Raw genomic sequence first — 24989 nt, 5'->3', positions numbered from 1 at the left:
AGCCATAAGAAGATTCTTACGGCTGGATTTTGTCTAGGAATGTGTAGACAAAGCAGCGATTTGATTATATTTTTTCTGCGCATCTTTTAATGCTACAAGTAGTGCCTTTTGAGACGAACCGAAATAACGATCTTTTATTTCCATTACTAACGTTGGATCATTAATATTTTTATGTAGAAATAAATATTTTACGAATTGAGATGTTAATGCAATTGTCGCTGAGCAATCTGCATCTACAATTTCCCCAGTTTCCTTAACAAGCACAAACGCTACAAAATAGCTTTTAAACTTTTCAGTAATGGGATTATTTTGAGGTGCTTTCGCATCCCCTACGACATAAATTGTATTTGAAGCATACACAGCTATCTTCCTTTCTAATACAGGATAACGGTTTTCTTAATAGTCGTATGAGTGATTAACTCAACGTTGATTAAAAAATGTATCCGCTTACCTTGTATTATAATACAATTGACAGAATTTTAACAACGTTTATTCCGGTATATATTCCATAACTATAAAAACAGCTCACACTCTTCATTTTTACAGTATGTGATTGTTTCTTGTACCATGCCATTCATACATGAAAAAACAGTTAGCGATCGCTAACTGTTCTATTACACTACTTCGGCAACACAAATATAGTTTCATTTGACTTAGAAAACTGATATTCTTTTCTCGCAAACTTCAAAATTTCTTCCTCATCGTCTGTTAAATTTTCTATGTTAGTCTTTAAAGACGCTTCATTTTTCTTTAAAGAAACCAATTGTTTTTTTTGATTCGTTATTGTATCTTTTTTTTCTACAATTATTTCTTGTTGTTTCGTTAAAATAAATTGAACGTACAAAGTAGCCGCTGCAATAAATATAAACATGAATATAAATCGCCTTAGTTTTTTCTTATTAATTGCTCGATTCTCATTAGACTGTGATAGTTGTTCTTGTATATTAGGAACATTTATTCGCTTGAGTTTCCTCATTATGAAATCCCCCTAACACATATATTTTCACTACCGTCGGCATGATCTCTTACTAACTTAAATTCTATTCTTATAAAATAAGCTCCTTCACAAAAATATCTCACAAATAAACCAATTAAAGATAGAATTCGACGACATTTCCATATTTACATTGAATTTTTTTATGTATGCTGCCATAAAATAGTAGTTTCTGTTATTCTTTTTCTACTATTGTAGAAGAGTTTTTTTACATACGAAATTTCTCCTTGTTTTCACATGATTCAAGGAGAAATTTCGTACATTCGATAACACCGGAAATACTGATTCAAAATTAGAAGTTGGATTATAGATTAGCTCTTACGGCACTTATCTATATACGTTCAATATAAAAAAGCCCAAATCGGGCTTTTTTAATGTTGCAAATCTATATCATATTCCATGCTTTTTGCTGTTTCCTCAGCAATCTCGACACCTAACAAATTTTTCACAATATGAAATGACATGTTAATACCAGCTGAAATACCTGCCGATGTAATAATGTGTCCTTCATCTACAAATTTTACATTCTCCATAACTTCTACATTCGGAAAATCTTTTTTGAAAGTTTGAATACTAGCCCAATGCGTTGTTGCTTTTAAATTTTCCAGTAAACCAGCTTTCGCAAGTAATAGCGCTCCAGTACAAACTGAAGTCATTAGCTTTACTTCTTTCATTTGCTGACGAACCCAATTTATTATACTATCATTTTTCACTTCACTTTCCCTAACGCCTTTACCACCTGGAATGATTAAAATATCAACTGGTGGTAAATCTTCAATACTATAATCCGGCTGTACCTTTAATCCATTTCTTGCTGTAATCATTTCTCCATTTTGGCTAACTGTATACACAGTAAATGGTTTTTCTTCATACGCTTCGGTTACAGAAAAAACTTCAAATGGCCCTGCGAAGTCTAAAACCTCTACCTCATTAAATAAAAATATGCCTACACTCCACTTATTTATCATACATTCACTTCCTGTTTTAAATGTTGTAAAAGGTGCTCGTATCCTTTTTCTAATGCAATATCATATGTTGCTATCCCATCTTTCAAAATATTTAATTATACTCTTCTATATGTTCTATTGATTATGATATTTTCCTGTTAAAATATCAGTTTACATAATAATATTATCTAGTTAAATTTTATCTTTTATTTTAAATATTAAAATTTTCTGTTAAAATAAAATTTATCATTTTTAATACGGAGGGGAAATTATGTTACAAGTAATGCCTTTAAATAGTGAAGACTATGATTTAATTACAGCTGCTGAAAGAGTCATTGAAAAAAACTATAAATACGGCCGTCATCACATCGGTTCCGCTGTACGAACTAAAACGGGTAATATTTATGCAGCAGTGCATGTTGAAGCGAATGTTGGAAGAATAACAGTGTGTGGTGAAGCTATGGCGATTGGAAAATCTATTTCAGAAGGCGATCATGAATTTGATACCATTGTAGCGGTCGCTCACCCACACCCCCATGAAGATATAGAAAAATGTTGGGTTGTTGCTCCATGTGGTATGTGTCGAGAATTAATAAGTGATTACGGAAAAAATACGAACGTTATACTTTCATATAATGGTGAACTTGTAAAATGTAACGTAATGGAATTATTACCTGAAAAGTATACAAGCGACGTAGAATAATCATTCAGACTTTCAATATACTAAATAATATTATTCCAATAAAAAAACAATCCGTTTTTAAAATGGATTGTTTTTTTATTTCTTTTTTATGCAGTTTATTTTATTTTTCTATTTCCAATAATAATTTCATTTTCATTAATAAAAATGAAATCCAAATATTCAAGTACGAATTACGGTTAATTTTTCATTTGAAAACTAAAACACCATTTATCCTTACATTCGAAAATCATAAATGTAAATCTTCTAAAATCAGCAGTCTTATCATACCAACCTATAACAATTCTGTCTTCTTCCCTTACCTGTTTCCTTTAATACATATGATTTTAAAACTAGCGCGGTTAATGAATCCGTTAATGTTTTATATGATAAATTAGATAATGCTAATAGATCGTTCGTATATAACATTCTATGCTTCTCTAATAATAATAGTACTAATCGTTCAGACGGTTTTAATGCCTCATCACTTTCTAGTATAAAGTCGATATTTTTCATTTCTCTAATTATTACTCCTTATATAAAAAATACTTACATAGCTAATTTAATATAAAAATAATACACAACAAAAAATGAAGTATATTAAAATAATATCATTTTAAAACACTATTATACTATAACATAGAAAAAGCATTTCCCGAAATAGGAAATGCTTTTTCTATGTTACTTATTGGTTTCTTCTCAATTAATATGTTCTACCTTAAATATTTCTTGCAATATGCGGCTTACTATAATGACTTGTTCCACCACCACCTACTACTACTTTACCGCCTTTTTCAAAAATTAATAATTTACTTGAACCATCTGCAAGAAGTACTATTACTTCGGCATTGTTACTTGTTGCTACATAAATTACATAACCGCTTTTTGATATACACGTTTCCCAATTCACATCAAATTCTGATCTTACTACACGATTTGAATACACTTGATTTTCAATTCTGTCTTGTTCTACGCTTTCCAAATTTATCACCTACTTCTCTAAAATATCATTTATAGAAAAATAACAGTTCCATTTAAAATAGTGACTGCCTTTAATATAAGTAGTATATGTAATTGGTAGAAGGATGTTTGGACAATGAAAACGTAATAACATGTAAGTAATATACAATTGAAATAAGGCAATCGATACTGTATCGATTGCCTTATTTTCATAAATAATTCTTTATTTTTCGTTTCGCACAGCTTCAAAAGTAAACATTTGATTTGCATTTGACGGTTCTTTTTCATAAACATAGTCAGCGGAGTACGTAATGTTAGAGAAACCTATACTTTCTAACAGAAGTTTAAACTCTTCTATTCCATACCAGCGCACTGCAAAGCGTTGCAATTCCGTTTGTACTAACTGCCCTTTACTCCATTTTTCATATTTTAAATATGATAAAGTAACTTGGTTCAGCCAATCTATTTCAATTGATTTATTTTCTAATGTAATTCCGTCTCCGCTCGGCAAAGAAAAAGTTGATGTATGAATTTCCCCAGTCTTCCAGTCATGCGGAAGCATAATATCTACGATTAATCGCCCGCCTGGATTAAGATGTTCATAAAAACATTTCAATGCGTTTATAGCATCTGTACGATTTTCAATTAAACAAAAAGATCCAGTAGGAATGATAATTACCTCATATTTATGTGGCAGTGAAAATTGTTGTAAACTTCCTTCATATAAATTAGGATGTAAACCTCTCTCTTTACAGCGTATACGGCAAGAATCTAGCATTTCAGTTGAATAATCTATACCATCTACTGTAAAACCAGCTTCAAGAAGCGGGATGATGACGCGTCCTGATCCTACTGCCGCTTCGAGAATTCTTCCGGTGCAATTTTTTAAACGTTCTTCGTAATACTCAATGTCACCATTTAAAGAATAACCGACAGGCTTAGTGAAATCATAAAGTTCCGTGCAAAGTGTACTATAAAAACTAAACATTTATTTTCTCCTCCGTTTTTTACGTACGGAAGATTTTCTTTCAATTAATCTTCCTGTACCTTTATTTTTAATAAAAATTCGAAAGAGCTGACTGTCATAATATATCACTCGCTTTCCATAAAATATAATTATATTCTATAATATTCCCTTAAAAATGAAAATATAAAAATGAAAATTCAGACTTTTGATAGGAGGATACGATGAATTCATTAATTATATTTCTTTTACTCCTTTTTGCTTTAAATGCACTAATTTTCTTTATAGCAAAGAAGTATAAACGAATATGGAAAATAGCCAGTGGCATTTTCATACTTTCTTCTCCCGTTGTTTTCTTTTCCACTTTGCATGTTATTGGTGAAAAAGTAGAAGATGGATTCTCTGGAGGTGTTGCTGCGCTTATCTTTGGTGGCCTATTGATCATAAATGCCATTTTTTATTTATTGTAAGCATTTTTGTATCCACCAATAAAAATTCACATTAAACTCCCCCTTTTCAAAATGTAAAGAGCTTACTAGGCAGTAAGCTCTTTACCCATCACTATTTATTTCACAATTGGCAATGTCACTTCACTTAATTTTACTGTAAGCTTCGTGCCAGCTTTCGGTCTAATCGTATAATCATAGTCACTAGCGATTAAAACAACCCCTATTTGATGCCCCGCTTTAAATACATAATCGTCTGGCTGCATGTCCCATGTAAATGTATAATCTTTGCCCGGTTGAATCGCTGTTGAACTTTCTATACTCGTTAAGTTTTGTGGATCCATCCAACCTCTCGTTACGATTTCCGGCTTCGTTCCTCCATAATCAACAAGTAAAGCTGTTAAATTTGATACAGGACGATCAATATTTCCTGTAATTGAAATCTTTGGTGTACCGCTTATACGCGTATCTTTTTGCAGTACAGGCATTGTATACACTAATCGATTGGCTACTTCTAATTCTGGGTTTGCTACTAATTGGTTTGATTTCATTTTTGCATCATCTACGAATGAGAAAACTTTATTTACAGAGCCCATACTTAATGGCAAATTAACTGCTTTGTTACTTAAATACATACGAACTTTTGACGGCACAGCTGATGGATCCGGCCAGTTTTTTAATTTTTCCCAAGTTTTATTTTCACGTTGTATATCAACCATTGGTTCATTCATAATCCCATTTTCAATTCCATACAACCAATAATCGAGCCATTTATTTTGTGTTCTTTGCCAGTCATTCGTTGATGTTCCACCATGTCCACCTTGATGTAACCACATTTTACGAGGAACATTATTTTCTCCAAGTGCATCCCACCATTGCGCGAACTGCTTCGTCTTTACATTCCAATCATTTAAACCATGCACAACAAATACGCTCGCTTTTACATTTTTAGCATCTTTTACATAATTACGTTTATCCCAAAAATCATTATAATTACCAGTTTTTCGGTCTTGTCCAGCTGTTAATTCTTTTATTACTTGTCCGCAAACTTCAGCATTTTCTCTTGTTAGTACTGCTTCTGCCATATTATCTGTATCTTCTCCTTGGTATCCACCTGGCGCAATGACTGCACCGTTTGCACGATAATAATCATACCAACTACTAATCGCTGCGATTGGAATAATTGTTTTTAACCCTTCAACACCAGTCGTCGCAACCGCATTCGGTAACGTACCATTATAAGAGACTCCTGTCATCCCTACATTTCCTGTAGACCAATCAGCCTTAACTTCCTCACCATTTTCTGTGTATGCTTTCGCACGCCCATTTACCCAATCAATGACAGATTTCGTTCCTAGTATTTCTTGATCGTCTCCAGTAGTCGGACATCCATCTGATTTTCCAGTTCCAATACTTTCACCTAAAATAACTGCATAACCTCTCGGAACATAATAATTTCCGTATGAACCAAGATTAACAGCTCCATACGGTTTCCCTTCATACGCATACAACTCTTCATCTACATTATATACAGGAACATCTTTTAAACCAGATCGATATGGACTCATTTCATAAATAACAGGAACTTTCACATTAGGATCTGTTTTCGGGCGCATAACTTTTACTGACACTCTGTCTTTTTTACCATCTCTATCACTATCAACTTCCGTCTCTACAAATAGATTTTCAATGATTGCTTCATCAAGCGAATAAATCGGTTTTGTCATCCCATTTTCTAATTCAATTTTCGTACTTGAACGTAACGCATCTGAAACAATTCCATTTAACTTCACGTCATGCTCATTTATGTAGTTTGTTTCTTTATTGTCTGCATACGCAGTCATACTAGAAACTCCTGACGTAATTGATAAAGATAATATTGCTGATAATGTTGCTATTTTCTTTTTCCCCATATCCTTCCCTCCCCATTTATTTCTCCTTTTACTATACAATAAAATTACTGAAAATTCAGTTTATATTTTATGCAACAACTTGAGAAATTTGTAGAACACTCTTCCAACAAGCTTTCGAGGTTATATACTCTGATTAATTGCTCTCATATAATCAATAAAAAACATCGCCTATTAATAGACGATGCTTCTAATTGTATTGCATTAGTCATTCTTCATATTAATATAAAACCGTATTTCTCCCTCTTTAGTAGATACGCCATAGTCAAAACCATGCCTTTCTAAAATACTTTTCACTATCGCTAGTCCTAATCCTGTACCTGATTTTTCTTTACTTCGCGAAGAGTCTAAGACATAAAAAGGTTCCCAAATTTTATCGACATCTTTAATTTGTTCTGCATTAATCCCATTTTTAATTTGAAAATATACACTTTTATTTCTCTCTTCTAAAGTGATTATTATGTTTTGATTTGTTGTATATTTTATTGCGTTAGAAATTAAATTTTGAAACACCATTCCCATTTTATTCAAATCCGCATAAATGACCTGATTTTTAATATTACTGTTCGTCTGCAACTGTATTTCTTTCGACTCTAGTTCAATTTTATGCTTACCTATTATACTTCGGACTAATGGTTCAATAGGGAATTCTTCTTTTTGTAAAACATCTCTTTCTAACTTCGAAAATCGTAATAGTTCTTCAATTAAGTTTGATATTTGATCTGTTTGTTTAATAATTGTATCTACGTATGTCCCATCATCCAATCCATCCTTAATTCCCATAGAATATGCTTTTACTAATGCAATGGGTGTTTTTAATTCATGCGTCACATCACCCATAAATCGTTTTAAATGTTCATTACGATCTGTTAAATCTTGATGTGCTTCATTCAATTTATCACTCATGATATTAATACTATCGGCTAACTCTCCTATTTCATCATTCGTTTTCACTTTCGTTCTTTTAAACTTCAAATGTGAAATATCCTGAGCTACATCGCTTAGATTTTTCAATGGAGTCGTTATTATTTTTGAGAGTATCCACACAAGTAAAATAATAAGAAGGAGTGAGAAACATACTATGTATAAGTAAAATGTATTTAACGTTTTTATAACCTCATTTGAATGTGCGATAGAAGTTCCCATTAAAATTATCGTATTATCTTTTGCAATATATTTAGCGAAAAAACTTGCTTTTAACTTCTCTTGATCATACAGTTTATTCGATTGCCCTTCCGCTTTCACCTTCATGACTTCGTCTTTCGTAATCCACAGTTTATTTAAAACTACTTTCTTTTTCGTAAGTTGCATGCGTAACGCTTCGTTCATATCATCTTCGGACTGATTGATTGACGTATATGCAACCGTAACGTTATTTTCACTTTCAATTGTACGAATTACATCTTCTAACTCATTTACAGGTGTATTTTGTATTTGCACTGTAAATTCATTTAAGTTCTCTCTCGTTTTGTGAATATTATATTTCGGTAATAGATAGTTAATTAATAATAAAGATATCGTAAAAATAAGTACCACAGTTAAAGAAATGCTGAGAAATAGCTTTTTTCCAAGTTTATTCACTCTGCTCCTCCAAACTATACCCTAGCCCGCGGTGCGTCTTTATAATATTTTCTCCAACTTTTTTACGTAATCTTCTTACATGTGTATCAACAGTCCGCTCTTCTCCAAAATAGTCAAATCCCCATACAATATCTAACAATTTTTTACGAGTTAAAATCATGCCTTTATGATTTAAAAAACACTTTATTAATTCTAGCTCTGTTTTTGTGATATCTAACTCTTTGTCATTTTTATAAACTTTATTTTTAGTGAAATCTATTTTCAAATCTTGAACTTGAATGACATCATCATGCTGTATTAACTTTTTCGCTCGTGTAATGAGTACACCTGGATGAAATGGTTTTTTTACGTACTCATCTGCACCACTTTGAAGCGCCGCTAATTCATCTTCGCTTTCACTTTTCGCTGTAAGCATTAATACTTTAACGCTTGAGTTCTTTTTTATTTCCTGACAAACAGTAATACCACTATGTTTCGGCATCATCCAATCTAAAATAGCTAAATCAATTTTCTCTTCATAAAATATTTGAAGTGCTTCCTCTCCATCTTTCGCTAATAAAACCTCGAAGCCTTCTTTCTCAAAATAAGCCTTTAAAATCCTTAACATATCTTGTTCATCATCTGCGATTAATACTCTCATACATGATCCTCCATTACTTTTAAACAAAAACCAATTGTATTATACAACTTCTTTGTTACATCAATGTGACAGAAAAATATTTGAAACTTTTAAGGGTATAGTAAAGACGAGGTGTTGTACTATGATAAAAAAAATCGGGGTCATTACTCTTCTTTGTTTCTTATTATCAACAAATGTTCTTGCAAATAGTAATCAACAAATTGAAGTGTTTGATTGTCAAAAAGAAATGGTCGTTCAAAAACAATCTTTACATCCAGCTATTCAAAAAGAAGCTGTTCAATATGCTAAATCCATTACTGGCCCGTTCAAAAACTTAAACGTCGTTCCAAAAGATGGTCACATGATAAAAATCCCTTTATCTAAACCAGTTTCTATTACGAATCAATGGTTACATACAACAATTGATGAAGTACTTATACTTCTCCCGCTTAATCAAAAGCCTTATATTATGCTTTACGATGATGAAAATAATCCTCATTTTTATTATGTCAAAGGTGATCCGAAGGGATTATTGAAAGAAATGAATGTGAAACATAATTAAATAGAAACAAGAGACTTTATAAGCTAATAAAGTCTCTTGTTTTATTCATATAATACTTTAAAGTGACTAGTTCCTTTATAAAATTCTCCTTTCACAAATCCATTTGCAGTATAAAACGCATCACCTTGTTTCGTATCCGTATGCAATACAACCACTTTAAAATACTTTTCTGCATGAGATAATAGTTGGTTTAATAACAACTTCCCTAGCCCTATACGACGATAGTCCTTTGCAATATAAAATCTCCTTAATCGGCCAATCTTATTATTTTCTGAGTATGGGTCCTCATTTAGTCCTCCAATTCCAATTAACTTTTCCCCTTGAAAAATACCATATAAACATTCACCATTTTTATTAAATGTATTTATTTTGTTTTCATATTCACTTATTAGTTTTATTAGAAAATAAAACCCTTCGCCTTTGCTTTCCTGAACAAGATATTCGTGTTCGTATATCATTAAATCTTCAATTTGTTGAATATGTATATCTTTCAAGTAAATCCCCCTTACTATGAAAATACATAAAAATGCTCTAGAATTATTGATTCTGAGCATTTTTATGATTGTTATCTTATTCAATTCGTAGTATGTGTATTCTTCACTTCAGATGTAAATCGATAATATAGTTGTTTAAGTCTTATTGAACTAAAGCAGCTGTTTGTTTAAATGAATACATTTATAATGTCTCTCAAATATAATATCAGTTTTTAAATTCACCATTCTTCTCTAACAGGTTCAGGTTCAAGTTATAATTTATTAATCTATATGTTTGTATAACCACTGTTCAAATACCTTTAACTGTTCCTCAGTATGAAAATAATGTTCACCCGTCTCCATGATTTCTAATTCACAACGATGTTTTTTTCTAAAATCGTTAATAGTTTCAAATTCACACAGTTCATCATTAGCTCCATACATAATATATGTATCTGTATTCCATGTACTAATAGGATTCTCTTTTACATAGCATAAATAATCCCAATATAACTTTTGACCAATCGGTGTCTCTATAATCATTTCTTTTTGCAAAAGCTCTGGTGTTACATTAAACCATTTCATCATATTTTCGATAATTCGTTCCATATTAACTACTGGGGATAAAAATAACGCCTTTTCTACCACATCATTTTGATAAGCTAAAAGGCTAAAATAAGCACCTATACTACATGCAAACACACTTATTTCTTTCCAATGTTCTTCTGCGTAATTCATAATTATAGATAATTCCCTAACACAAAACTGTACTTTGCAAGGAGTATCATCATTTTTTCTTTCTCCATGCTCAGGTAAATCAAAGCTTAATACTTGATAACCTTTTTGATTAGCTTCTTCAGCTAGTATTTGAATAACTGTATCTTCCTTATTTGACATATTTCCATGTACTGCAATAAAAATCTTTTCACTCTTATCTCCCCATAAAACCACAGGAATATTACTAATTTTAAAATTATTTTTAAGCATATTCCCTCCATAGAATAAGACATATAAGACTTGGTCAAAAACGCAAACACTTTATAATCCAAATCAAACTATTACTAATTTATCACAAATGAATTATACTATCTCTCTACCTCTTTATTACAGAGTCTACTTTGTATTTAACATCTTTCTTTTTTCCATTTCTTCAGAAGCCAAAAGTACTTTTTGGGGTTCCCTATTGAGCTAATCTATTCCGTTAGTGGAAAAGGGACTTTTAAATACCTTTATTATCTCTGCACAGCACGTAATATCCCCTTCAACTCCAGTAAATCATCTATTACTATATCTGCCTGGGCAAGCTCATCTTCTTGTGCAAAATCAAAATTACAACCAACTGCAATCAAGCCATTTTCTTTAGCTGCATGTATATCAGATAAACGATCCCCAACTACGGCTGCTTCTTTTATATCATATTTGTTCAAAATACTTTTTACTAAGTCGCTTTTATTAAGCGAGTTTATTTGTTCAATACTAAATGTTTCAGTAACCCATTGGTCTAAAGCATAATAAGATACGATTGCTCGTAAGTATTCAGTTAAACCATTACTTGCAATATATATTGAGCAATTATTTTCTTTTATATATGTAAAAATCTCATTTACATTCGGATATAAAGCACCTTTTCCGCTCTTAATGTTTTCAATTAATCTTTCTAAAAAATATGCATCTGTTTGTTCTCTTACTTCAAGAGAATGATTCGGTAGTAACGCTTCCCAAACTCTCGGCAACGGCACGCCCATAATTTCACGGTACTTATCAATAGGTGTTACCGTATCCCATAATTGTAATGAACGTAAATGATCAAAAGTATCATCTAACGATAATTCTAAAATTTTATCTGTTTGAAATAACGTTCCGTCCATATCAAAAATTAATGCTTGTAACATTTCATTCTCTCCTTTTGAATTATAATACAGTTTTACTTGATATATTTTTAAGCATCTCAACGATAATTTCTGAACAATAATTTGCGGCCGTTTTCGCAAAGTCATCATAGGAAACTTGTGCTTCATCGTCTGCACTGTCAGAAATACATCGTATAACGAGAAATGGTATTTCATTAATGTAGGCAACCTGTCCAATTGCTGCACCTTCCATTTCTGTACAATGCGGTGCATATTCATCTATTAATTTCGCTTTTAGTTTGGAATCTTCAACAAAACATTCACCACTTACGATTCTTCCTTCATGAACCTCTATTTGTAAATTACTACTATTGCATGCAATACGTGCTAACTCTACTAATTCCTTGCTTGCGATAAATTCTTCTTGGAACGGGAATAAGTTTTTCATTTGAGTTTTACTTACATCATGGTGGGTAACATTTGCTGAAATAACGATATCACCAACTTTTACATCCGGGTGTAACCCTCCAGCAACACCCGTATTGACAATAGCATCTACATCAAATTTATGAATTAATGTTTGCGTACATGCGGCTGCATTAACTTTCCCTACACCACATCTTGTAACAATAATTTCTGTTCCCATGAATTCACCAATGTAAAAAGGCATTCCCGCAATCGCCTGTTCCTCTTGTATAGCTAGTTTTTCTAAAAGTAAGTCTATTTCAATTTGCATTGCTCCGATAATGCCAATTCTGTTCATGGATGTAATCTCCTTTTTTCTTATAAGTCTGCCAATATATTATGTAATGTACTATAATTTTCAGCTATCCAATTCATTTCATCTGCAAAACGTGAAGGTGGTACACTATTCTGATCCATATTAGCATGAATCCACCATGTACTCTCCATATACCAAAGCATTTGAATTGCCCGAACAATACTCCCTACCGGAAAATCTAATTTATTACGGTATCCCGCTAAAAATGATGCAACTAGACTCTTATTTAATACTCCATCATGTAAGGCACAAGATATAATCGCACGCCCAATATCCAACTCTACATAATCATAATCCATGCGATCAAAATCTAGAATTGCTGAGATTTCATCGTTATGGAATAAGAAATTATCTACCCATAGATCACGGTGCACCCACCCTTTTTTACTATTATAAAATTGATCTATATTTACTAAATGTGTTGCTTCTTGCTGTAATTTTATATGGGAGAGAATATGTTCTTTTCCTAGCTGTTCTGCTTCTCTCCTTTTATCTTCCCAATGTTTCAACCTTTCCTCTTTAGTAGGCGGAACAAATTTAGGTTTTTCTCCATCTATTAAAGAGCCATCATTTAACAAATCATGCATTTGACCTATTGTATTACCAAGAGAGTAGATTTCCTTTTCATTCAATTTTCCTGTTGAAATTAGATTACCTTCTTTATGTTCTAAAACTATAAATCTTTCATTATTTTTTGATATATGCATTACATTATTTTTATAAGTTAGGAGCTTTGGACAACTTACACCATTATTATGTAGTCTTTGCTGTTGTTGTAATGCTTGTAGTAAAATTTCTTGGTTATACATTTTGTACCGTTCTTTATTATATTGCTTTAATACAAAAGATCCTGCATCTGTTTCGAGTTTCCATTTCAAATTTAGCCAACCACGATGAATAGGTATTGTATTTCGAATTTTAAACTTAAATAAAGATTCACACTCCACTTTCAGCTCTTGAAAAATCATTGCAGCTTTTTTATTACATAATGGCTCAATCATCTTACTTATCCTTCCTTAACGTGGCGTTCCTTACATCAATTGCAAATATTCATCAACATCTTTAGAAATTTGTCTAAAAGCTTTATCCCAGAATGCATAGCTTGTTATATCTATTTCAAAATGTTTTTTTATAAGCTCTTCCACTGGAGCCTTTCCAGTTTCTCTTAAAAACTCTTTATATTTCGAATGAAAAGTACTTTTACTTTCTTGAGCTATTTCTAATAAACTAAAACTAGCTAAATACCCAAATGTGTATGGATAATTATAGAAAGGAACATCTGCTATATAAAACTGAACATATTTCATCCAAACAAGCGGCTGATATTCTGATAATGCATTCCCGTATGCTTTTTCTTGCGCTACTATAGATAATTTCTCGATTTCATCAGCACATAAAGGACCTTCTTTACACTTTTCATAAAAATTCTTCTCAAATTCAAATGATGCTCGTATTGCCATTACATAATTAAAACAGTTCCTTATTTTCCAACTAAGCACTGACTTTTTCATATCTATACAATCTGTTGTTTGAATTAGATAGTTTAAGAGTACCGTTTCAAAGAAAATAGACGCTGATTCAGCTGTACTCATTGGCAAATAATCATCTAAAAAAGAAGTAGATTGTTCAAAGCTCATATTATAAAAATGCCAAGCATGTCCTAGTTCATGTGCGAGTACTCTTACATTATCAATACTTCCATCATAACGCATTGAAATTCGCGATTCTTTCTCACTGAAGAAAGGAGCGCAAAACCCGCCTGGTGCTTTATTATCTCTCGGCTCCGCATCTACCCATCCATTCTCTATTGCATTCCGTGCAAATTCTGCTAATTCTTTATCTATATTTTCAAACGCATCGTATATATTTTGAACCGCTTCTGAAAAAGGAATATGAATCTCATTATTTTCCTTTACGGTCATAAGTTCATGCCATGTAATCGAAGCTTCTTCCTTCTTATACACGTTTACAATACTCGCTAATTTATCAAGGTTTTCTTCTGCCACATTCCACATTTGTAATAATCCATTTTCAGAAATGCCATTCGCATGTAAAGATTGAGTTAAAATATCTATGTCTTCTAATTCATTACTCTTTGTATTACGTAATCTCCCTATTTGATTCAATACAGTAGCAAAGATTTCTTTTTCCTTATGTAAGGTATTTGTTAATAACTCGAATACTTCTACTCTTTCCTTTTCATTATTACTATTCATTGCAATATTATTTGCTTGGCCAAATGATAATTGCTTATTATCGTGCTCTATTTCTAATTTATTTCTTAATTGTATGTACATATTTTCCCATGCACTTAGTTCATCTTTTATTAACCTAGTATTATCGGTAATTTCCACTTCACTTAGCGTTATTACCTGCTGTACTTCACTTTTTAGTTCCTTTACCTTCACAGTCAATATAGTATTTTCAGATGAAACACTTTCTTCAGCCGATCGGCAATACAAATAGTATTCTGCTTTTTCAATAGCTTGTATAAGTTTTGAAAGGACCCCCACATCTGTTCTCTCATAATATTGTTCTTTCAATTCCAATATTGGAGTTAGAATATCCTCAACCGGATACAATCGATCTAAATCCCACCTAGCAATTTCGTGCATTTTTATAGCCGCCTCCTATTTTTACAAATAGTTACAGATGTTTCTTCCTACACAATTATATATGAAACAAGAAAATTTTAATATCTTTAAACATTTAGATTTCCATAGAAGCAGTTTTATGTATACACTTTTCTTCTGCACTAAAACGTACATAACATAATCAGATAAACGATACAGATACTGGAATAATTGAAAAATATACCGCAAGGATATCATTAGATGCAGTTGGAAAATCAATTCAAGCATTTTTAAGAATTGAAAATCTAAAGATTCCTTGCAAAAAATTTGAGGAGAAAATCTACGAAGAATATAGAATTCTCGAATGTCATCGAGTAACAGGTGAAAGTAGCTATTACTTAAAAGTAGCGGTTCACTCTATGAAGGAATTAGAGGAATTAATTGATATCGTTATACCATTTGGAACAGTCAAAACTTCGATGATTTTATCTTCACCGATACCATATTGACCGATTATTACTGATTAATAAGAAAAAAGGATTGATCAAAAGATCAATCCTTTACTCTACTTCATTTAAGAAAAATAGCGTTATAACGCCAGGTCCTGTATGTGCTCCGATTGCTGCACCAATTGTATTTACAATAAATACTTCACAGCCAAATCTTTCTGTAATTAATGCTTTTAATGCTTCAGCTGTTTCTAAATCGTCACCGTGAGTTATACCGATTGTTTGACCTTTAAGTTCTTTTCCACGCTCTTCCATTATATCGACAATTCGGCTTAGTACTTTCTTTTTTCCTCTTACTTTTTCAAGTGGTACAAGTTTTCCCTCTTCCACGTTTAAGATCGGCTTAATGTTTAGTAAACCACCGATAAATCCTGCGACTTTACTTAAGCGTCCACCTCTAACAAGGTACTGTAAGTCAGCTACAGTGAAGATATGCTCTATATGGTTCATTAGAAAATCAACACGTTTTAAAATATCTTCTTTTGATGCGCCGTCTTTTGCCATTTTAGCAGCTTCTAATACGACAAGCCCTTGACCAAGCGAAGCACATTTCGTATCAATAATTTCTAAATCTAAATCAGCATATGTCTCTTTCACTTCTTCTTTAATAACAACTGACGATTGATATGTACCAGAAAGTTCAGATGAAAAAGCTAAATATATACAAGGATTACCTTCTTTTGCATAAGAAACAAATTTCTCTTGGAAAGTTTCAAGTGAAGGCAATGACGTTCTATAAACAGCGCCTTCTCTCATTTTTTGCAATAATGTAACTGACTCTAATGTAACTCCATCTAAATACTCTGTTTCTGCTTCATCATAAACACGGAGTGGAATTAAATCAATATCATATGCTTGCAGCAATTCTACCGGTAAATCCGCCGCACTATCCGTAATGATTTTAACACCCATTTTTAAACCTCTATTCTGTTAAAAATATAAATATGAAAATAAATAATAGTACTTTTAAATTATATACGCAAAACTTAAATGAAGAAAGGAAAAGACTTTATATTATATGCACTATTATTCAAAACTTGAACTGTTAATAAAAATCATCTCAATTTAACCACTTTTTCCTGTATTACATTCTGTATAATAAAAATAGAACGAATTTTCCAAAGGAGGTAATACAAATGAATATTCATCTAGCTACATCTATTGACTTAGAATGGATTAATACACAATATGATTCAATAGGATTCTTACCAAGCGATTTAAAAATAGATAGAGTTGCAATCATTTCATATGACAATGAGTATGCAGGTATTGGGCGATTAGTCCAAATAGATGAAGATACTATAGAAATGGGTGGGATTTTTATTCTCCCTAAATTTAGAGGGCTACAATTAGCTGGGGAACTTGTTTTATTCTCAGTAGAAACTGTGAAAAAATTACAAGTACAAAATGTATATTGCCTGCCTTTTGAGGAATTAGAAAACTTTTATAAGAAATATGGCTATACAGAGGTCGATACTACGAAAGAAGTTGTTCATCCAATTATTCTAAAAAAATATAATTGGTGTTTGGATAATTACGATAAACATGTTTTATTATTTAAGTTGTAAGTTTTGAAAAAAGAATAAATGCACTATTACATCATAACTAGTAATTATCTTTTTACTTTAATTAAATTCTTTACCCAAATAACATATAAAATAATTTCCATATCTATTTCTAGTACGTGTTAACAAATTCTATTATAAATTTGTTAGCACTTTTTTTAAACATAAACCAGAGGAGATCCATACAATTAAGTAACTATCTCAGTTAGTAACAATCATCTTTCATACACATAAAATTGAATTTATTTATTTAGGATAAACCGTTTAGAAGATATTTCGTAGCACTGCATGATTTACAAAAGAATACATATCGATACGCTACGAATAATAACAATCAACTAATCAAGGGAATATAATGATTTTTATTTAATTTTCACTTGTACTTCTTGTTCCTGTATTACTTGAATAATTAATTCTAATACAATATTTTGTATTAACTGATGCACATTATCATGAAATGTACTTTGTTCTGATATGTATTCAATACATTGATTTATATAGCCCTCTACCAACAAGCTTCCTTTTTCAACTGTAAATGTATTTTGTCCATTCTTTTTTACTTTTGGTACTAAAAATTTGGTTTTTGTCAAAACAATTTCCTGTTCCACCTCTTTTATTCCTATGACTTTTTCTTTAAATATCACTTTTTCTCGTAAACTAATTTCACCTTTATATCTTCCTATTTCTATTGGTAGTTTTGCTGTTATAAAATTATTTACTTCTTCCCCATTTTCACTCTCTAATATTATGCTGTGAATAGGAATCCATGAAGATGTCTCTACCTTATTCTCTTCATTATTTCTTTTAAGATTTTGGTTATATAATTCAAAATGAACTCTCTTTTCATGAAGATTTAAAGAAACTAATTTACAATAAGTATCCGAATGATATTGTTGCACTGTAGTTAATAACTTAGAATCTACTTCACGCCCTCCTACATCTTTTTCATTCTGAAATACAAATACTTCTTGATTTTTCACATTTATTTTTGGGAATATTTTAAAACTAGACACTTCTGAAAAAATAGAAAATGGAGTTTTAAGCACCATTGAGCGCACTAAAGGCCCTATTTGCGGTCCAGACGCCTTACCTTCTTTCTCTAATTTTGACGCTGCATCTTCTCCCTTTAATTCAGGTGGTACCTCCTCTTTCTCTAATTTTGACGCTGTATCTTCTCCCTTTAATTCAGATGGTACCTCCTCTTCCTCTAATTCTGGCGCTGTATCTTCTCCCTTTAATTCAGATATTACTTTCTCCTTCTCTAATTCTGGTATTTCTTTCTTTAATTCTGATGGTACCTCTTCTTTCTCTAATTTTGGCGCTGTATCTTCTGCTTTTAATTCAAATGATATTTCTTCTTTCTCTAATTTTAATGTTGCCTCTTCCTCCTTTAATTCAGGTGGTACCTCTTCTCTTTTCCCTCTTCTTTCTTGTAAATCATCTTGCATATTCATTTTTTTATCTTTATAAATCATGTCCCATAACCCCTTACCAATCCATGGCTTATTCATCACCATCCCCCCATCTAATAGAATTCATAAATGCATGTTATTTTGTACGTAGTTATTTTGTACGTAGTCATTTTCATCATTATATATGTTTTATAATAATAAAAAAGACATTGTCTTATTATTAAAGACAATGTCTTTTTGTTCTTACGCTTGTACTTGTTGCACTTGTAACACTTTTAAAGTAAGGTCTAATACAATTTTTTCACGAAGTGTCTCAAATGAATCATTTAATGCTGTAGGACATGGTGAAAAATCTAATTCAAAGAAATTAGCTGCAATTAATTCACAATATGGTTGTTCATTATAATAAACTGTGTTTTCAAAGAAATACTTGTCCAATCGAGGCAAATCGCCATTTTTAGGGTTAATGAAATGAGATGCTGCATCTGAAGAAGCAGCTATTAGAGGAAGTGTAAAGAAATCGCCCTCTGTTAAGTCTGCAAACCCATAAAAATTAACATTAGCAATACGGTCAAATAAAGGTGCATTACACTCGGCAGATGCATATTCAATATTTTTACGAATATAGCCTTCTACAAATAATTTTGCTCTAGTAACTCGGCGGTAATTTGTACCTGGCACTGGTGTAAAAGCTACCGGTACTAACTTGCATTGTGTTAAAAATACATTTTTTAATACACGTTTAATTTCAACAGCTGGAGGATCAAGAGGAATATTCGCTTCGACAACGATTTGTACAGTTCTCTCAGCTAAAACAACGGGTACTTTTATTAATGCATTTGGTGTAATAATAGGTGCCGCAGCCTCATCAGATAATGGTGTTTGAGTTTGTGACTCAACCTCGCAAGGTACATTAATTGGACATTCTTCACTCATATTTATAGTCTCCTTTATATGAAAAATTTAGAGTTTTTATAACTCTCTATACTGTATATGCACTTCTTCTATTAATGCATGGGTTTGTATCATAGTCATTTTTATCATTTACAACTAATAAGACTACTTTCGTTTTAATAGATAAACACACACCCTAATATTTCGAATATCTACCTAGAAAAACAGAAAGTCTTAACCCTTATATGATAGAAATAATAAGAATGCTAAAATTAATTTTTATAGAGCCCTTCATTTTATCTAGCAAAGGAAATATTTAAAATTAATCATTATCGCACATAACAATATCCACAAAGCAGAACATCACGATTATTTTCCCCTTCTATTTTAATAATAAAAACCGACTAAAAAAGCCGGTTTTGTACTCAATAAATCGCAAAATCCCCTCATTATTAAATTAATTTTTTATTTTCTAATCTTTCTATATGAATTATCAACATTTCTATCGGAACCATTTTAGTAATCATTCTTTCCCTTAAAATTCTTTGATTTATACAATTTGTACAAATCCTAATTCATTTACCTATTATCCACAAAATACGTATCATACGCCTTATCAAAAACATATCCTAACTTTTCTGCTAGTTTAGCAGATGTAGTATTTGCTGCATCCCAGTTTGCGTATATCCCTTTGTCTAGACAGTCCAAGATTAACGCCGCGCTAACTATAGTCGCCAACCCTTTTCTTCGATGATTGTAATCAGTCGCAACTTCAATCTCAATTCCATCATCATAAATGCTATAAGATGACGCACCACATACAACTTCTCCTTTATACAAAATACTATACCCTATACCTCGTTTTAAATAATCTTCTACTGATTGAAATTGACTTGTAAAATCTTCAGAGACCTTATGTAGTGTAGGGATATTTATGATATGTTCATCTATTCTTCGTAACTCGTATCCTTTTGGAAGCGCTGATATAAAAGATTGTAATTTTGAACGATCAAAACCTTCCGCATTACGTTTGAATTTATACCGTAAAAACTTATCTATTTTTCTTTCGTAACTTGTTTCTAAACGCTTTTTCCACTCTTCACTATTTACGATTACTAACATTCTCTCAGGAATGTTACGTACTAATTCTTCTGTTTCTTTTGCATTCGAATCCCCAGCGTAAAATGTGAAAATCCCTACCGTAACTTGCGCTACTGTTGGATTTTCAAGATCATTTACCCAGGCGGTACCCATATGTCCTTGTAAATAAGAAAGTAAAACAACGTTATTGAAATCCTCGAATATAGTAACTAATTTTTCTCTCGTATGTATATTCGCTTCATATATCATTTACATTCCTGCTTTCATTAGAATCAATGTACTTCTACTTTTTTCATAAATCCTTTTATTCTACATATAAGCAATCGTCTACTAAAATCCATATAATTATAAATTATTCATAAATATAAAATTATTATAACATCTAATAATAAGTAAATAACTGTCCTGTAAAAAGGTTTACAGATAATATACTTAATAATAATTCGCAATCTATAATCTTTTATTATGTAAAACCCTCGACATTAGTTTAAGGGTTCATTTAAATATATATGTTATAACTCATTCTTATAAACAAATGATTCTGTTCCTCCGTTTTTATATATTTTAGTCACTTTAACAACTGATGTGTACGTATGATCGTCATTCGATATTATCTTTTTCATCTCTTCTATCTCAGTATTACCTGCTCCACTCTCGATTTTCAAACAGTTCGAGATGTTGAGGTACCCACTCGATGCGAAAAGAATAATAAACGTAAGATCAGGGAAATTAATGAACAGTATTCCAAACTTTAAAGGATTCGCAGCCGTATCAGATAAAACTAGTCGGAAATTTAATAATTCAGGCACTTGAACAAAATCTTTAGAAACAATCGCTTCACCCATTATAGTAATTTGTTTTACGACATTCCCCATCTCATCTATAAATTCAGTACAACTAGGTGCATCAATCGTTTTTGCTTGTAGTGATACATTCAATTCTGGATTGTGAAAGTCGAAAAAGAGCATACTTCCATCCGTTAAACATTGCGGACACACATTTCCAAGAAGACAAAAATCCTCTTCAATAAATTTAACTTTCGTTTTACAACTACAAACCTTTCCTATTCGAATTGCATCAATCCTAGAGCAATCTACAAAGATAACCTCATTGTCCTCTTGTACGAAGGATACGATACCATTCCTCTTATTAAATGAAAGAAAATAAGATACACCAATTCCTTTTCCGGCAATTACAATACTCTCAACTTTTGTAAAAGGCTCTAGACTTCGTAAAAATTCACAAATGCTATTTTGGCAACATCGATAATTTCGTTTCGGCTCACAACCCACTTACACTCCATCCCTTCCCTATATGTTTTATCTAATACATATAATATGAGCGGAGTATGAGAAAAGCTTGGACAATATAACTTTAACGGAAGGAATTTACACTAACACCAAGGAATCATACATATTTTTCGCTATAAATACATATAACAATTTCATCTTTCATGAAAAAAACGTTATAATGAAGTGTAGCCTCTACGATTACGTTATAAAGGAGATTAAAACAATGGCTAAAATTAAAGTATACCAAGCAAAAGAAGAAAATATGGAAGCAGTAAAAAACATTATTGATGTTGAGGAACAAAACCCGACTGCTGAAAACTTACAAAATCTATACGCATGTGTATTAGATACTGAGGATATGGCATTGCCTGAATCATACATTGAAGAAGATATCTTAATTGATTCTATTGAAGTTATGGTTAACGCTTCTCAAAGCAAAGTAAGAGACTTAGGTGCTTACGATGTAATCGAAGTTCAAAACAAAGGTAAGAAAACACAAATTTTATTATTAGCAGACGAAGAATACGAAATCATCGAAGGCTAATCTAAATTCGTACATACGAAAAAGCTCCCTTCCAATTGGAAAGGAGCTTTTTCATTATGCTTTTGATATTTCACTCTTTTTATTCGTTTGTTGTTTCTTAATTACCATGCGCTCATTTCCCATAAAGAAAATAAATATGAATGCTAAACCAGCTGGTACCAATGCCCACATAAATGTTTGGACAATAGAGCTAGAAAGAGCGTCAATAATTTTTTCTAATATTTGCGGCGGAATTTGAGATCTTGCCGATTCTGATAGAATAGCTCTTGAATCTCCTAAAGCGTTTGTATTCATTCCCCCACTCATACCTTTAAACGCCTCTTCTAATTGATCTTGGAAACCTGTTCTTTGGATCATTCCGAAGATTGTAATACCTAGTGTCATTCCTAACGAACGAATGAAGTTACTTGTTGAAGTCGCAGATCCTCGCTGTTCCATACCGAAGTTGTGAATAGCTGCCATACTTAATACAGAGAATGAGAATCCAACTCCAAATCCGATAATAATCATATACACTGTTAATAATGCACGACTTGTTTCTGGCGTTAATGTGCTTAATAAGAATAGTCCAATTAGCATAATAACCGCAGAAATTATCATAATGTTTCGGTAGCTAAGCTTCGTCGTTAAAAATCCGCCTAACTGCGCTGTTACAACTGATCCTAACATCATCGGTAAAAGTAATAATCCTGAGTTTGTTGCAGTGCCGCCGTATACACCTTGAATGAATAACGGTATGTACACAGTTGCCGACATAAACGCAGCACCGTAACATAATGCAATAATAGTGCTCATGCCGAATAATCGCTGTTTAAACATTTCAAATGCTATGATTGGCTCTTCTACTTTTCGTTCAATAAAAATAAATGCAATAATTAAAATAGCGAATCCACCAAATAAACTTAAAATAAAACTAGAATCCCAATCATACTTTTGTCCACCAAGCTCTAAAGCAAACATTAAAGAAACTACTGCACCAACTAAAGTAATTGCACCAAACCAGTCAATTTTTTGCTTTCTATGCACTCGTGACTCTTTATAAAAGAATGTAATAAAAATAAGTGCTAAAACGCCAAGCGGTAAGTTAATATAAAATACCCAATGCCAGCTAATGTAATCTGTAATATACGCACCAAGCAATGGACCAAAAATACTTGATAACCCAAATACTGCTCCGAATAACCCACCCATTTTCCCGCGCTTTTCTGGAGGGAAAATATCAAAAACGATAGTAAACGCGATCGGCACTAATGCCCCGCCGCCGATACCTTGAATGGCACGATAAATACCTAACTGTGTAATATTTTCAGCAGTACCACAAAGCGCCGAACCAATCATAAAGACGATTAAACCGAAAATAAAGAATCTCTTTCTACCATACATATCTGATAGTTTACCGAATATCGGCATACCTGCCATTTCTGCGACCATATAGGCAGAAACGACCCATACAAAGTTTTCAAGGCCTCCTAAGTCACCAACGATCGTTCCCATCGCTGTTACGACAATGGTATTATCCATTGATGCCATTAAAATACCTAGCAATAAGCCCGCCACAACAAAGCCGAGCTTATTATTCTTCTCAACCATAACCTTGCTCTCCCTCGTACTACTTATATTTGTTTATGTTCTTTTACGACTGCATTACCTTTTTGTTTAAAACTAGTATGATATTCTACAACACTAATTTCACAACCTGGACCAATGGTAACGTTGTTTCCTCTTACTACTTCAGCGATAGTATGCTCTAAATAAATCTCATCTCCTTCAATGATAGACGTTTTGAGGCTTCCTGCGTGACTTGTAAATGGAATAAATCTCGCTTTTTTACGAACGATAATCTTTTTACCACCGATTTCTCTCACTTTACTTCCTTCATAACGAAGTGAAATTTCAATATTTTCAGCATTAAGTAATCCATCACTTTCAAGGCCACCCGTTAGTGATAATTCCTCTACTTCAATATTTCCTTTCACATTTAAAGCGCCTTTCACATCTACGAAATCACCAGTAAACTTTCCCTTAACTTCTATCATACCCCTTACTTTCGTTTTTTCAATATGTGCATCACTATGCATTTGTGTGTTTCCATATACTTTTACATATTCCGCAGTTACATTTCCTTGTACTTCACTATCACCATACACGACATAGTTTTTCACTTTCATATTACCGCGTACTTCACTCGTGCCGTACGTTTTAAATTCATTACAGCTCATATCATTAGAAATTGTTCCTTCACCGCGTATCTTCACTTTGTTATAATCCCCGCCTGCTGAACTACCAGAACCATTGACAGTAAGACTATGTGAATGTTCCATATTACTTTCTCC

At 32.2% G+C, this 24989-nt stretch carries 24 protein-coding genes and 4 pseudogenes; 6 read left to right on the top strand and 22 right to left on the bottom strand.

Annotated elements, in window-relative coordinates; genetic code table 11:
- Window positions 1–33 precede the first annotated feature (33 nt).
- The 4 genes and pseudogenes from VF726_RS20645 to VF726_RS20630 form a co-directional block, all read right to left on the bottom strand.
- On the bottom strand, window positions 34–360 hold the full coding sequence (locus VF726_RS20645) for a DUF3870 domain-containing protein (RefSeq protein ID WP_000271329.1): 327 nt from the start codon (window positions 358–360) through the stop codon (window positions 34–36).
- A 259-nt stretch (window positions 361–619) separates the two neighbouring features.
- On the bottom strand, window positions 620–976 hold the full coding sequence (locus tag VF726_RS20640) for an FtsB family cell division protein (protein WP_157409882.1): 357 nt from the start codon (window positions 974–976) through the stop codon (window positions 620–622).
- Window positions 977–1365: 389 nt separating this feature from the next.
- Entirely contained in the window at window positions 1366–1962 is a 597-nt protein-coding gene (locus tag VF726_RS20635; RefSeq protein WP_429608217.1) for a DJ-1/PfpI family protein, read from the bottom strand.
- A pseudogene (locus VF726_RS20630) lies at window positions 1959–2042 on the bottom strand (ankyrin repeat domain-containing protein); the annotation flags it as partial. The pseudogene VF726_RS20630 and the gene VF726_RS20635, both read right to left, overlap by 4 nt.
- 170 nt (window positions 2043–2212) lie before the next feature.
- Between VF726_RS20630 and VF726_RS20625 the strand changes: the two are divergent.
- The gene (locus tag VF726_RS20625) at window positions 2213–2644 is read left to right on the top strand and encodes a cytidine deaminase (RefSeq protein ID WP_440171667.1); all 432 of its coding nucleotides are present in this window, start codon (window positions 2213–2215) and stop codon (window positions 2642–2644) included.
- A gap of 261 nt (window positions 2645–2905) precedes the next feature.
- Here VF726_RS20625 and VF726_RS20620 read toward each other — a convergent pair whose 3' ends face one another.
- The 3 genes from VF726_RS20620 to VF726_RS20610 all read right to left on the bottom strand — a co-directional run bounded on the left by VF726_RS20620 (window position 2906) and on the right by VF726_RS20610 (window position 4568).
- On the bottom strand, window positions 2906–3136 hold the full coding sequence (locus VF726_RS20620; protein WP_000789031.1) for a hypothetical protein: 231 nt from the start codon (window positions 3134–3136) through the stop codon (window positions 2906–2908).
- 202 nt (window positions 3137–3338) lie between these two features.
- Window positions 3339–3602: a hypothetical protein gene (locus VF726_RS20615; protein WP_440171664.1), complete on the bottom strand. Its 264-nt coding sequence runs from the start codon at window positions 3600–3602 to the stop codon at window positions 3339–3341.
- Window positions 3603–3803: 201 nt separating this feature from the next.
- Window positions 3804–4568: a class I SAM-dependent methyltransferase gene (locus VF726_RS20610; protein WP_440171662.1), complete on the bottom strand. Its 765-nt coding sequence runs from the start codon at window positions 4566–4568 to the stop codon at window positions 3804–3806.
- Between the two features lie 200 nt (window positions 4569–4768).
- Here VF726_RS20610 and VF726_RS20605 point away from each other — a divergent pair.
- Window positions 4769–5049 (top strand): annotated as a pseudogene (locus VF726_RS20605) (hypothetical protein).
- 60 nt (window positions 5050–5109) lie between these two features.
- Here the strand turns inward: VF726_RS20605 and VF726_RS20600 are convergent.
- From VF726_RS20600 to VF726_RS20590, 3 genes are all read right to left on the bottom strand, one after another.
- Complete coding sequence (locus tag VF726_RS20600) at window positions 5110–6903, bottom strand: Xaa-Pro dipeptidyl-peptidase (RefSeq protein WP_440171660.1); 1794 nt, start codon at window positions 6901–6903, stop codon at window positions 5110–5112.
- 201 nt (window positions 6904–7104) lie between these two features.
- The gene (locus VF726_RS20595) at window positions 7105–8481 is read right to left on the bottom strand and encodes an ATP-binding protein (protein WP_440171658.1); all 1377 of its coding nucleotides are present in this window, start codon (window positions 8479–8481) and stop codon (window positions 7105–7107) included.
- Window positions 8474–9121, bottom strand: a complete 648-nt coding sequence (locus VF726_RS20590) for a response regulator transcription factor (RefSeq protein WP_440171656.1) — start codon at window positions 9119–9121, stop codon at window positions 8474–8476. The genes VF726_RS20595 and VF726_RS20590 overlap by 8 nt, the downstream gene beginning before the upstream one ends.
- Window positions 9122–9242: 121 nt before the next feature.
- Here VF726_RS20590 and VF726_RS20585 point away from each other — a divergent pair, with 121 nt between their 5' ends.
- Window positions 9243–9662, top strand: coding sequence for a hypothetical protein (locus VF726_RS20585; protein WP_440171654.1), 420 nt, complete (start codon window positions 9243–9245; stop codon window positions 9660–9662).
- A gap of 41 nt (window positions 9663–9703) precedes the next feature.
- On the opposite strand, the gene VF726_RS20580 is transcribed toward VF726_RS20585, so the two are convergent.
- From VF726_RS20580 to VF726_RS20560, 5 genes and pseudogenes are all read right to left on the bottom strand, one after another.
- Entirely contained in the window at window positions 9704–10156 is a 453-nt protein-coding gene (locus tag VF726_RS20580) for a GNAT family N-acetyltransferase (RefSeq protein WP_440171652.1), read from the bottom strand.
- Between the two features lie 261 nt (window positions 10157–10417).
- The gene (locus VF726_RS20575; protein WP_440171650.1) at window positions 10418–11122 is read right to left on the bottom strand and encodes an alpha/beta hydrolase; all 705 of its coding nucleotides are present in this window, start codon (window positions 11120–11122) and stop codon (window positions 10418–10420) included.
- Window positions 11123–11367: 245 nt separating this feature from the next.
- Window positions 11368–12748 (bottom strand): annotated as a pseudogene (locus VF726_RS20570) (5'-methylthioadenosine/adenosylhomocysteine nucleosidase).
- Between the two features lie 20 nt (window positions 12749–12768).
- Window positions 12769–13767, bottom strand: a complete 999-nt coding sequence (locus tag VF726_RS20565; RefSeq protein WP_440171648.1) for a phosphotransferase — start codon at window positions 13765–13767, stop codon at window positions 12769–12771.
- Window positions 13768–13797: 30 nt separating this feature from the next.
- The gene (locus VF726_RS20560; RefSeq protein ID WP_440171646.1) at window positions 13798–15381 is read right to left on the bottom strand and encodes a M3 family metallopeptidase; all 1584 of its coding nucleotides are present in this window, start codon (window positions 15379–15381) and stop codon (window positions 13798–13800) included.
- A gap of 176 nt (window positions 15382–15557) precedes the next feature.
- Between VF726_RS20560 and VF726_RS20555 the strand changes: the two are divergent.
- Window positions 15558–15848, top strand: a pseudogene (locus VF726_RS20555) (Lrp/AsnC family transcriptional regulator); the annotation flags it as partial.
- Between the two features lie 51 nt (window positions 15849–15899).
- Here VF726_RS20555 and VF726_RS20550 read toward each other — a convergent pair.
- The gene (locus tag VF726_RS20550) at window positions 15900–16760 is read right to left on the bottom strand and encodes a DegV family protein (protein WP_440171644.1); all 861 of its coding nucleotides are present in this window, start codon (window positions 16758–16760) and stop codon (window positions 15900–15902) included.
- A 224-nt stretch (window positions 16761–16984) separates the two neighbouring features.
- On the opposite strand from VF726_RS20550, the gene VF726_RS20545 reads away from it, so the two are divergent.
- The gene (locus VF726_RS20545; protein ID WP_440171642.1) at window positions 16985–17416 is read left to right on the top strand and encodes a GNAT family N-acetyltransferase; all 432 of its coding nucleotides are present in this window, start codon (window positions 16985–16987) and stop codon (window positions 17414–17416) included.
- Window positions 17417–17775: 359 nt separating this feature from the next.
- Here the strand turns inward: VF726_RS20545 and VF726_RS20540 are convergent, their stop codons facing one another.
- The 4 genes from VF726_RS20540 to VF726_RS20525 form a co-directional block, all read right to left on the bottom strand.
- The gene (locus tag VF726_RS20540; RefSeq protein ID WP_440171640.1) at window positions 17776–18924 is read right to left on the bottom strand and encodes a BC_2427 family protein; all 1149 of its coding nucleotides are present in this window, start codon (window positions 18922–18924) and stop codon (window positions 17776–17778) included.
- Window positions 18925–19068: 144 nt separating this feature from the next.
- Window positions 19069–19761: a CsxC family protein gene (locus VF726_RS20535; protein ID WP_001287946.1), complete on the bottom strand. Its 693-nt coding sequence runs from the start codon at window positions 19759–19761 to the stop codon at window positions 19069–19071.
- A gap of 537 nt (window positions 19762–20298) precedes the next feature.
- Entirely contained in the window at window positions 20299–21069 is a 771-nt protein-coding gene (locus VF726_RS20530) for a GNAT family N-acetyltransferase (protein WP_440171638.1), read from the bottom strand.
- Window positions 21070–21332: 263 nt separating this feature from the next.
- Entirely contained in the window at window positions 21333–22112 is a 780-nt protein-coding gene (locus tag VF726_RS20525) for a BC_2878 family exosporium-associated protein (RefSeq protein ID WP_440171636.1), read from the bottom strand.
- A 223-nt stretch (window positions 22113–22335) separates the two neighbouring features.
- Between VF726_RS20525 and VF726_RS20520 the strand changes: the two genes are divergently transcribed.
- Window positions 22336–22656 carry a hypothetical protein gene (locus tag VF726_RS20520; protein ID WP_001062733.1) on the top strand — a complete coding sequence of 107 codons (321 nt, stop codon included), beginning with the start codon at window positions 22336–22338 and terminating at the stop codon, window positions 22654–22656.
- A 54-nt stretch (window positions 22657–22710) separates the two neighbouring features.
- Here the strand turns inward: VF726_RS20520 and VF726_RS20515 are convergent, their stop codons facing one another.
- Window positions 22711–24246 carry an MDR family MFS transporter gene (locus VF726_RS20515; protein WP_440171633.1) on the bottom strand — a complete coding sequence of 512 codons (1536 nt, stop codon included), beginning with the start codon at window positions 24244–24246 and terminating at the stop codon, window positions 22711–22713.
- A 23-nt stretch (window positions 24247–24269) separates the two neighbouring features.
- Complete coding sequence (locus VF726_RS20510; RefSeq protein ID WP_440171631.1) at window positions 24270–24977, bottom strand: cytoplasmic protein; 708 nt, start codon at window positions 24975–24977, stop codon at window positions 24270–24272.
- Window positions 24978–24989: the final 12 nt, after the last annotated feature.

Source organism: Bacillus sp. Brlt_9, assembly GCF_051948935.1.
Lineage (GTDB): Bacteria > Bacillota > Bacilli > Bacillales > Bacillaceae_G > Bacillus_A.
This window is presented reverse-complemented; position numbering and strand designations above follow the sequence as displayed.